Genomic DNA, 11085 nt, shown 5'->3' with positions numbered 1-11085 from the left:
TCACGGTGGATTTTTCAGTTAAACTGCGTCACAGGCCATACCGCTCACCAATAATTGTTGTTGTAATCTGACAGTTTATTTATCGGCAACAAAAACCATTTTTTAATGATATAGACCCGTACAATCACTTTTTTTAAAAAAAGGATAATGAAGAAGAACTAGCCATCTTAAAGAAATATTATACAAATATTCAAGAGTTGTCAATTAGCAGGAAAAAACACCTAAGCATATTAACCCGATTTTTATTTTCCTTATTAACATAAAAAAAAATCGGGACAAAGTAACTCTCCCGATTTTTTCGAGCCGAAAATTTATTTCAAGGTTTTATTTATAATATCTGTTATTTCATTCGAAAATTGATGAATAAAAAAGTGATTTCCTTCAAACGAATAAAAATTGCATTTCCTTAAAGTATAATGTTTCCAATTGCATATTAAATCCGAGCTTATGGTCTTGTCATCAATACCATGCAACACTGTTATATCACAATCCATAACTGTCTTATTTCCGGAGTTGGTATCCTCTTCTAACATTTTGAAATCACTTCTCAAAATAGGAAGATATAATTGTTGTAATTCCTTGTTATGTAACAGTTCTTCCGAAGTTCCGCCCATATCCATGATTCTTTGCAAAAATAAATTATCCGGCAAAGCATGAATCATACTCTCTGCTTTTTTCGTTCTGGGAATGCCGCACCCGGAGAAAAATATGTGATTTGGTTTCCTATGTTGCATTTCAGCAATTTTACAATACAGCTTATAAACTAATCGGCCTCCCATGCTGTGTCCGAATAAAGCATAATCACACTCTCTAATTTGATCCTTTATCAGATCATATATATCATTAACAGCCTCATCTATGTGTTCATAAAAATCTTCGTTAATTCTTGTACCTCTTCCTTTTAATTCAATAGGATGTATTGTTAAAGAGTTACTCATTAACTTTCTCCATTTATAGTATATTGCACTTGATCCTCCCGCATACGGAAGACAAAATATTTTTTTCATAATTCACCTCAGAAATTTTGTAATAACCCGATAAAAAAACACCCTTAAAAGGATGTTTTTTACTATCTCAGTTTTATATATGAAATGCTCTTGAAACTCCGTTGATGATAAGGAAGATTCCTATTACTCTTAAAATGATCCTTGTTGTTCTGTTATCTTTTCCAAAAGCAACTTGCCCGATTTTACCGATAAATACGTTCATGAGTACACCTATAATTAATTCAGCCATTCCAAATAGTTCTTCCATACCCAATTCCCTCACGTCCTTTTATAAGCTATGAATTTCTTCATTTATTGATGATCATTAATTTTTCTTTTTCTTAATTTCTCTGTTTATTAAGAAGAAAGATACAATAATACTCAATAAGCCGACACCTGTAAAAATAACGATTGGAAGCCATTCAGTTCCTATTGTACTCTTACTAAAGATAATGTTGTTTAAAGACTGTATTGCCCATGCCTCGGGTGTAAATTTAGAAATGACCTGCATATATTTAGGAGCGATTTCCAATGAGAAAAAGGAACCGCCTATCATCCCGCTTACTGCAATTATAATTGATGCTGCAGAAGTAAACTGTTTTTGGCTTCTCATAAACGGAACCATAATCATCGTAATGCAGGTCAATGCAAATAAATAAACGGCCAGTATAACAGCGATGGCAAAGATGTTATGACCTATACTGATCTTAAGCAGATATTTTCCTGCAAGTATAATAACGATAATATGAATGATTCCAGAAATATAAGTAGCAGCCATTTTGGATAAAACATATTTTGTATAGTTTACAGGCGTACTCAGTAATCTGTTGAAAGTATTATTCTCTTTTTCATCAATAAGTGTTCTTAACCCTTGAATAACTACAAACCAAATAAACATTACAAGAAAACCAATTAATCTCACGGTCGCATTGTCCTGAGTATGCTCACCCTGACTTAATGTTTTGTCATTCACTTCTATTCCTGAATTGTTTTTCAATTTCTTAAAAACGTTCTTTTCTATATCTTTTGAGTCCGTATGCAGCTGTGAAGACATATATTGCGAATCTTTAACTACCTTTTCAAGAGTTCCCGCCTCATTTGAAACCAGTTGCTCTAACAATGTTCCGCTGCCGTTCTCGTAGTTTTGGATGATTTTCATTTTTATCTTGTGATTGTCCGCCAAATCCTTTCCAAAACCTTTTTCAATAACGACTCCAAAAGGAATATCCTGATCATCGACTTTTTTCTTTAATTCATTTTCCTTTAGCTTTATAACTCTAATATTTTTATGCTCTTTTATCATTTCAATGAGCTTCGCAGAATAGTTGCTTTTATCAGCATTGGCTATATACAAGTTCTCTTTGCTATCCGTATCTTGAGAAAAAGAAAACAAAAATGTAAGGATTAACGGCACCGAAATAGTTGCAAAAATTGCTAATCTATTTCGGAGCATCAGCTTCAGCTGATGTTTAATCATGGCAATCAATTGCACTACTACGCCACCTTCTTCCTGTTGTATACCATAATGTTAATAAAGACAAAGATGAGACCAATACCAATAAGCTCAAGCAAGTCAATATACATGCCGCTAAGGCCGATATTCTGTTTAACTTTTAAATAAGAGTTTATTGCCTTACCGTTCGGGATGATCTCCTGAACAACCCTCAGACTATCAGGGAGCCCGTTCTTAGAAATGAAACTGCCTCCTAAAAAACTGAAAATATAAAGAACCGGAGAAGCCATACTGGACACCGCCACGTGGTCTTTGGCGGTAAAACCCCAAAACAATACAATGCTGCCTATAGCAAATGCGTATACTACCGTAATAACAAAAATATCAAACAGGTTGCCCCAGTTCATTCGGAATACGACCCAGCTGATCAGAATCACAGCAGCCATCTGCATTAAGATCGCAAAAATAATACCTGTCAATTTTCCGAGCACATACTGAATATTTAAAGTCGGTGTAGATTTAATCCTGAACAGCGTATTATTCTGCCGCTCATCAACAATGCTGTGAACAAGCACAAAAGCCGTCATAATGGAAAACATGACAACCATTGCAATTGAATAATACTGCATGGAATCGACAGGAACCGCATTCTTATTTGTCGCTGTTTTTGGGATGTCAGCAGAGATGCCGTCATTATCGGCCAGATCGTTCATCATTTTTTCTATTTTTTCTTTTGGTATGCTGCCGTCGGGGTTGATATGTTTTAATACTTCTTGTTGCTCTGCACTCATTGTTTTCACGCTTTTCGTAAAGCCCTCCAAAACAGCCTGAACAATATTTTTATCTATCGTCTTGTTATTGTCTCCAATTAAATCGATATTTGTTTTCCCGTTGTGCATGACGGCTTTCGTAAAGTGTTCCGGTACATAGATAAAAGCCGCTGCCTTTCCCTCTTTAACTAATTTTTCACCGTCATTGTAGCTCTCAGCTTCTTTTAAATGAATGATATCTTTCAGATCGCCTTTCTTAAAAACTTTATCCTTTAAGACATCACCTAAAGAAACATTCTCCCCGGAATCTGCTGAGTAAAAAGCTACATCAAATGCTTCGATCTTTGAATCTGAATTACTGAACACACTGCCCAATATGAGGATCAGCAGAGATGGAAACAGCATCAGTTTTAAATAAAATGACTTATTCTTTGTTAACAGCTTAAAATCAAGAAAAAATAAGTTGAATAATTTTCTCAAGATAGCCTCCTCCTACTAATCTCTTAGGTTTTTCCCTGTAATTTGAAGGAAAATGCTTTCCAAATTGACTTCCTCGTACTTAAAGCTTGTGAGGTCGATTCCTAAGTTTTTGATATCATCTACAATTTCAATGATGTTTCTTTCCTTCGTTGATACAAGCATTGAAATTTGTTTATGATCTACAGTCACTTTATCAATTCCTGTAATACTGTTTATCCGTCGGAGTGCCTCTTCATCAGCATCCTTAAAAGTAACAGTTAAAGTGTCACAAGCATTTAAGCTTTCCTTGAGTTCTTCTTTCGTTCCTAAAGCAATAAGAGATCCATGATCAACAATTGCCACCTTCTCGCAAAGATACTCTACTTCTTCCATGTAGTGGCTGGTGTAAATAACAGTCATTCCTTTTTCTTTATTCAGCCTTTTTACTGTTTCAAGAATATGATTTCTTGATTGCGGATCGATTCCTACTGTAGGCTCATCAAGAATTAATATTTTTGGATTATTCATTAACGCCACGCCTATGTTAACCCGACGTTTCATTCCCCCAGAAAACTCTGATACATTTTGATTTTTTTTATCTGTCAGTTCAATTATCTCAAGAACCTCATCAGTTCTTTCCTTTAGCTTTTTCCCTGACAGCCCGTAAAGGCTTCCGAAGAAGTTTAAGTTATCTTTGGCGCTTAACGTTTCATATAAAGCTAAATCCTGTGGAACAACCCCCATTATTTTTTTTATCTCAATAGGTTTTTCCTTAAGTGATTTATTGTCTACTTTAATTGTGCCGCTGGTAGGTGCAAGAACAGTACTAATCATAGAAACCATTGTTGATTTGCCGGCACCGTTAGGACCCAATAGTCCGAATACTTCTCCATCTTCTACAGTAAGCGAAATATTGTTAACTGCCGTAAAGTCATCATATTTTTTGGTAAGTTTTTTTAATTCGAGCATAATTAAAACACCCCTCGTGGTATTTCGGTTCTTTTATTTTAACCTGAATGGAATATTTTTAGAATTTACTATAGTACTCATTTACTTTATTACTTTAGTTATGAATTACATCGTTACTTTAGTCATATACGGAAGGTGTAAGTCCGGATACATTAAGAAGAAAATGAAGGAAAGGAATTTGATGAAATTCCTTTCTGGTTGAAGGAGAAAAAAGTTGAATCACATGTGCTTTTGTAAATATAAGCTCAGCTCCGTTCGGTTGTTCACTTGAAGTTTTTCCAGTATTCTGGATACATAATTTTTGACTGTGCCTTCAGTAATAAACAATGCTTCGCTTATAGCTTTGTTGCTCTTCCCTTCCATAATCTGTTTTGCGACTTCTTTTTCTCTGGGTGTAAGCAATTGCAGCATCTGTTCCTTTTCATTATTTTCTTGAATAAGCTCTTTATTATGTTCTACCGAGTTTAAAGCTTTTACAACTTTTAGCGTTACTTTAGGATTTAACAGAATATTGCCTTCACATGCTGTTTTGATGGAATCAATAATTTCTTGGGAATCAGAATCTTTCAGTATGTAACCATCTGCACCGCTTTTCAGTCCAGTAAAAATGTATTCGCTATCGTTAAAGGTTGTCAGTATAATCACTTTAATATCCGGATATCTCTCTTTAACTAGCTTTGTTGCTTCAATGCCGTCCATTATGGGCATTCTTATATCCATTAAAATGATTTCAGGCCTTGTATGTTTTAGCAAATCTAATAAATGTTCACCATTAGAAGCTTCGCCCACAATATTAATTTCCTCGTGAAGGCTCAGAATCATTTTCAGCCCCTCCCTGACAATTTGCTGATCATCCACAATAATAATATCCATATCAATACCTCCTGATATTCGGATTAAAGATCTGCCATCTCGGGAATTACGGCTTCCACAGTAAATCCTGAATCCATCCCTGAATGAAAATTAACCTCTCCTCCAAGTGCAGCAAATCTTTTCTCTATTCCTTTTATTCCATTTGACTTATTAATTTCAGAACATCCTGTACCGTTGTCAGTTATCGATATAGAGATTTGTTCAAAAGACATACGTATTCTTATTGAAAAAAACGTAGCATTTCCATGTTTTATTCCGTTCGTTATAGACTCTTGTACTGTTTTATAGAGACAATTCTTGATATCAGGATCAGCTGACTCTACTTTATTGTCCATATCAAGCTCGAATTTTATTTCATTTGTTTGCTGAAAATTTTCAAAAATCTCATTGATCGATTTTAGAAGCCCTTTTTGAGGAGCAGGGTCATTGAGCAAAGCGACAGCTTTTCTCAGGTTAATAATACACTCCTTCGATAAATCATGTGACTTATTGATGACTTGTTTAGCCTCGCTCGGATTTTTACTGACTATTTTATCGGCGAACTCAAGATTCATTGTTAAGGCGATCAAATAATGCCCCAGGGAATCATGAAGCTCTTGTGCAATTCTTGTCCGCTCTTTAGAAATAGTTAACTCTTGAATCTTTTGAGAATAATTCTTAAGTTTTGTGTTTGCACTTTGTAATTCTTTATTTAATGTTTGTATTTTTGCTTTTTCGAGCAGTACGTTTCTAAACAGATAAATAATAGCCATAATCACCAAATAAGACATCAATATATCTTTCCCGCTGTTCCCCGCTGCTTTAAGAGCTGTAAAAAAAATAATGAAATGCAGACTTACTACAGTCCACGGCAGCTTACGAGTTGTTACAATAATCTCGATCAGTAAGAAAATATTATATATTTGAGAACCGAGACAGTTAATTTTAAACAATAAAATGCCTGACAAAAGGTTACTTAATAAAAAGGATGCATAATATCTAAAAGAATAATGACCGCTTAGGTATTTTAATCTGATATGATCGTTTACGACTAAAAAAATGGTGATAATCAGCAGGCAAACGAATTCCGAAACCGACGTTTTAAGAATAGAAATGATAATAGAATATAATGCAAAGCAAATAATGGTTTTCTCTATGAGCACTCTTGTACTAAGTGAAGAAAGATTTTTCATAATAATCCTTTCCGTCACAATCTGATATGAATTATATTATACATATTTTGAGAAATCATAAAGCGACAACCTCCACGTTCAGCACATCATACAGCTCATCAAGCGATTGAATCTCATACGTCGGGATGATCCCGGACTCATTTGCTTTCTTCCCGGGATTAAACCAGCATGTATCAATTCCCGCCATCTGACCGCCTTTTATGTCCGCGCTCAGTGAATCGCCGATGATAAGCCCGTGTTCGGCAGAAAAACCGGGAATTCTCGCAAATACATAATCAAAGTATTCCTTCATCGGCTTTTGAAAACCCGTATCCTCAGAAACAAACACATCTTTAAAAAACGGATACAGACCCGAGTCGCCCAGCCGCTTATATTGTGATCTCGACACCCCGTTCGTCACAATGTATAAATCAAATAAAGGACTCAGCCTTTCAATCAGCTCATAAGCTCCGTCTATCATCTGGTGCCCTTCTTCTAAGTATTGGCGGTACGTCTGATTCATCAGCACGCCGTCCGCTTCGAGGCCGTATTCTTTAAACAAAAGGGCGAACCTTGTATTCACCACTTCATCTCGGGTCATTTCACCCTCTTCAAACGCCTTCCACAGCCCTTGATTTAACGCTTTATAACGGGCTTCCACCTCTGCCGTCAGGTCCAGCTTTGAACCTTGAAACAATTTTTGAAGAGCATCGGTTTCTGAAGCGGTAAAATCCAGCAGCGTATTGTCTATATCAAATAATAACGTACGGTAGTGACTCATCGATGTTTCCCCCGGTTCTGCTTTTTTTATCCAGTATACCACTCGCTGACAAGCCGAAAAAGACACCCCTTTAAGAGAGGTGTCTTTTTGAGTTATACAGCGTCTTCTATTTTCGATTCTTCATCAGGCATGCGCTTGCCGATACCGAACGCATAATAGCTGACTGTCACAATCGCCAGAAAAATCACCCCGACGACCAAAGATATCCGCGTATCTTTGTTAAACCACATGCCGACCAGCACCATCAATAAGAAAGCGATCGTCAAATAGTTTGTCACTGGCGCAAAAGGCATTTTAAACGGGTGCTTATCAAGCTCAGCGCCCTTCGCTCTTCTGAAACCGAGATGGCTGATTAAAATGACGAACCACGGGATCATTCCCGGAAGCACACTCGCGCTGTAGACATAGACAAAAATTTTCGGAGGCGCGATGTAGTTCAGCACGACACCGATCACAAGTCCGATTAATACTGCAAGCGTACCGAATATCGGCACACCGCTCGAAGAAACTTTCTTGAAAAATTTCGGCGCCTGACCGTTCACGCCCAATGTATAAAGCATGCGTCCCGCGCTGAAAATCCCGCTGTTGCAGCCGGACATCGCAGCGGTAATCACAACAAAGTTAATCAAGCCGGCCGCTGCCGTAATCCCGACTTTCGCAAATGTCGAAACAAACGGACTGCCGAGTGAGTGAAGCTCATTCCACGGATATACGGTGACGATAACGAAAATCGCACCGATGTAGAAAATCAAAATCCGCCAGATAATGCTCTGAATCGCGCTTCGCAGCGTTTTTTGCGGGTCCTTCGCTTCCCCCGCCGTAATCCCGATCAGTTCGACCCCTTGATAGGCTGCAATGACCAGTGATAACGCAAAGAAAAATCCGGAAAACCCATTTGTAAAGAAACCGCCGTGCGACCATAAATTAGATAATCCGATCGCATGGCCGCCGTTACCGAAACCGAAGAAAATAATCCCGATTCCGGCAACAATCATCAGAATAATGGTTACGATTTTGATCATGGCAAACCAAAATTCAAACTCACCGAAAGATTTTACCGAAATCAAATTCGCCGCACCGAGAATGGCCATGGCGATAATGCCGGGAATCCATGCCGGCAGATCAGGAAACCAATATTTCATATACGAACCGACGGCGATAATTTCAGACATCCCGACGATTACCCATTGAAACCAGTTGCTCCACGCTGTCATATAGCCGGCTAACGGATGTATATACTTATGGCCGAATGTCGCAAACGACCCTGTACTCGGCTCTACATAGAGCATTTCGCCCATCGCACGCATGATAAAAAAGATAAAGATACCGGAGATCGCATAAGCAAGCAGAACGGACGGCCCGGTCCATTCAATCGTGCTGGATGACCCCATGAATAAACCGACACCGATCGTGCCGCCCAGCGCAATCATCTGGATATGACGCGCGCCTAAGCCTCTCTTTAATTCTTTGTTTGCCACTTCGCTTCCTCCTCTTAACAGCTAAGATATATGTGAAATAATGAAGCAGAAGGTGCACCTGTTTGAACCTAACTCAATCTTCATTTCCCGCAATATTAGAAATATTCTATCTTCCTATTGTTATATAATCTCTAATTTCCTTATCTCATCATAATAAATTTTCGTGGAAAATACAATTGTTTTTTTCAGGTAAACACCTTACACCCTAAACCAGAATACTAAAATTAAAGCGCTTTCATTTTATTAAATTATGAATATTAAGATAATAAAAGCTGCAATCTCCGAGAAACAGTATTTCCCGGGATAAATGTTTTCCGCCCCCCATTCTATAAAATTTTTGCTAAAGCAGAATGGCGTAAAGCCTTCTCTCTTCCATTCTCCTTCATATACGCCATAATCCTGCTTAACCGGCAAAAATCATTCACTAATCGATAAATGCCTCATTCAGCCGCAGCAAAAGCCTGCCGAACATTTCTTTTTCATCGCCGGACCAATCATCAAGCATACGTTCATATCGATCAAGACGCATCTTTTTATCAGCTTTTAACCTCTGCCTGCCAAGCTTCGTAATCGCAAAAAGACTGACCCGCCCGTCGGAAGGATCGGATAAACGCTGGATCAGCTCCTTCGCCTCCAAGGCCGCGGCCTGGCGCGACAATGTAGAAATATCAAGCTTAAAGGATTCGGCCAATTCCTTCACACGCGCCGGCCCGAATTCATCCAGCTGCCGTAATAACAAATACGAGGCCCTTTCCAGATTTCCGATTTTGCGGTCGGAGTTATCAAGATAAACAGCCCTCCTGATAAAAGTGGTAAGCTCATATTCAATTAATTCAATCGGATCTTGTTTTGACAAACGGCTTCACTCCTTACAATTGACATCAGAAATATTAGTTGTATAATACAAACATATGCACATTTACTCAGAAAACATATAGAAAATTTTTGCATACATATATTTGTATAGTACAAATATATGCACCAAAAGTAAAGAAACTTACCGAAGCAACAAGAAAGGGGGAAGCTGCTCTTCTCCAAAGAACAGCATCGTCGTGAAAGTCATACGCATCATATTGCAAATCATTATTTTATTCGCATTTTCCTTTATCGGGGGAGCCATTCAGCAGCTCTGTCATCTGCCCATTCCCGGCAGCATCATCGGTTTGATCCTGCTCATCATATGTTTATCGATTAAGATCATCCCTATCAAAATGATTGAAGACGGAGCCGGATTTTTGCTGTCTTTTCTTCCGCTGTTATTCATTCCGGCCATGACGGGGGTCATCAATTATCCGTCACTGTTTTCCGCAAGCGGAGCGGCCCTGTTTTTGATCGTCGTGCTGAGCACTCTCGTCACAATGATCGCCGCAGGGTACGCCAGCCAGCTGTTAGAGCACAAAGCCAATCAGAGAAAGGAGAAAAAGAAGTGCAGCAAACATGTATCGCAATCCTTATAATTTTGTTCACGGCCGCCGCCTATCTGGCTATGGTGAAATTATATGTGCGCTTTCCTTATCCCTTTCTCATACCCGTTCTGACGACTACGATTTTCATAATCGCTGTGCTGCTTGTTTTTCATATTTCGTATAAAGAGTATATGATCGGCGGACAATGGATCAATTCACTTCTCGGCCCGGCCGTGGTGGCTTTGGCATACCCGCTTTATAAGCAGCGCCGTGTGTTAATCAAGTATATGTTTCCGATCATCGGCGGCGTGCTGGCCGGTTTATTCTCCGGAATGGTCAGCGGCCTGTTATTTGCAGAACTGTTCGGCATCAGCCGAAGTTTGATTTTGTCAATCATTCCAAAATCAATCACGACTCCGGTCGCCATTCAAATCGCGTCCGGTATCGGCGGTGTCCCTTCCATGACAGTCGTGTTCGTCATGATCGCGGGGTTTTCCGGCGTTATCTTAGGCCCGATGCTTCTCAAGTGGATCCGCATCCGCAGTTCACTTGGGAAAGGAATTGCATTCGGGAGCGCTTCCCATGCGCTCGGCACTTCAAAAGCAATGGAATACGGAGAATTAACGGTCTCCATGAGTTCTGTTTCCATGACGCTCTGCGCCGTGTTAGGGTCGGTCTTCGGCCCCGTCGTTGCATGGATGTTTCAAATTTAAAGCTGGCGGTTCTCCGTCAGCTTTTTTCATGTGCAGATCATCTCAT

At 38.8% G+C, this 11085-nt stretch carries 12 protein-coding genes; 2 read left to right on the top strand and 10 right to left on the bottom strand.

What is annotated here, in order from left to right; genetic code table 11:
- Positions 1-311 precede the first annotated feature (311 nt).
- From QRX25_RS01230 to QRX25_RS01185, 10 genes are all read right to left on the bottom strand, one after another.
- Complete coding sequence (locus QRX25_RS01230) at positions 312-1007, bottom strand: thioesterase II family protein (RefSeq protein ID WP_065980595.1); 696 nt, start codon at positions 1005-1007, stop codon at positions 312-314.
- 73 nt (positions 1008-1080) lie between these two features.
- Positions 1081-1236 carry a hypothetical protein gene (locus tag QRX25_RS01225; protein WP_289707642.1) on the bottom strand — a complete coding sequence of 52 codons (156 nt, stop codon included), beginning with the start codon at positions 1234-1236 and terminating at the stop codon, positions 1081-1083.
- 75 nt (positions 1237-1311) lie between these two features.
- Positions 1312-2478 (bottom strand): ABC transporter permease, encoded by a 1167-nt coding sequence (locus QRX25_RS01220; RefSeq protein WP_065980594.1) that lies wholly within the window; start codon positions 2476-2478, stop codon positions 1312-1314.
- Between the two features lie 2 nt (positions 2479-2480).
- On the bottom strand, positions 2481-3689 hold the full coding sequence (locus QRX25_RS01215; RefSeq protein ID WP_212100137.1) for an ABC transporter permease: 1209 nt from the start codon (positions 3687-3689) through the stop codon (positions 2481-2483).
- A 15-nt stretch (positions 3690-3704) separates the two neighbouring features.
- On the bottom strand, positions 3705-4637 hold the full coding sequence (locus QRX25_RS01210) for an ABC transporter ATP-binding protein (RefSeq protein WP_065980592.1): 933 nt from the start codon (positions 4635-4637) through the stop codon (positions 3705-3707).
- 219 nt (positions 4638-4856) lie between these two features.
- Entirely contained in the window at positions 4857-5510 is a 654-nt protein-coding gene (locus tag QRX25_RS01205; RefSeq protein ID WP_065980591.1) for a response regulator transcription factor, read from the bottom strand.
- A 23-nt stretch (positions 5511-5533) separates the two neighbouring features.
- A complete protein-coding gene (locus QRX25_RS01200) occupies positions 5534-6682 on the bottom strand; it encodes a sensor histidine kinase (protein WP_212100134.1) in 1149 nt (382 codons plus the stop codon).
- A gap of 55 nt (positions 6683-6737) precedes the next feature.
- Positions 6738-7442: a YjjG family noncanonical pyrimidine nucleotidase gene (locus QRX25_RS01195; protein WP_065980589.1), complete on the bottom strand. Its 705-nt coding sequence runs from the start codon at positions 7440-7442 to the stop codon at positions 6738-6740.
- A 92-nt stretch (positions 7443-7534) separates the two neighbouring features.
- Positions 7535-8920 carry an amino acid permease gene (locus tag QRX25_RS01190; RefSeq protein ID WP_065980588.1) on the bottom strand — a complete coding sequence of 462 codons (1386 nt, stop codon included), beginning with the start codon at positions 8918-8920 and terminating at the stop codon, positions 7535-7537.
- Positions 8921-9344: 424 nt separating this feature from the next.
- Positions 9345-9776, bottom strand: coding sequence for a MarR family winged helix-turn-helix transcriptional regulator (locus tag QRX25_RS01185; RefSeq protein ID WP_014469650.1), 432 nt, complete (start codon positions 9774-9776; stop codon positions 9345-9347).
- Between the two features lie 196 nt (positions 9777-9972).
- Between QRX25_RS01185 and QRX25_RS01180 the strand changes: the two genes are divergently transcribed.
- Together QRX25_RS01180 and QRX25_RS01175 are read left to right on the top strand one after the other, a co-directional pair.
- The gene (locus QRX25_RS01180) at positions 9973-10377 is read left to right on the top strand and encodes a CidA/LrgA family holin-like protein (RefSeq protein ID WP_212100131.1); all 405 of its coding nucleotides are present in this window, start codon (positions 9973-9975) and stop codon (positions 10375-10377) included.
- Complete coding sequence (locus tag QRX25_RS01175; RefSeq protein ID WP_115998380.1) at positions 10347-11039, top strand: LrgB family protein; 693 nt, start codon at positions 10347-10349, stop codon at positions 11037-11039. Before QRX25_RS01180 ends, QRX25_RS01175 begins: the two co-directional genes overlap by 31 nt.
- Positions 11040-11085 lie beyond the last annotated feature (46 nt).

The organism is Bacillus sp. L381 (genome assembly GCF_030284525.1).
Lineage (GTDB): Bacteria > Bacillota > Bacilli > Bacillales > Bacillaceae > Bacillus > Bacillus amyloliquefaciens.
This window is presented reverse-complemented; position numbering and strand designations above follow the sequence as displayed.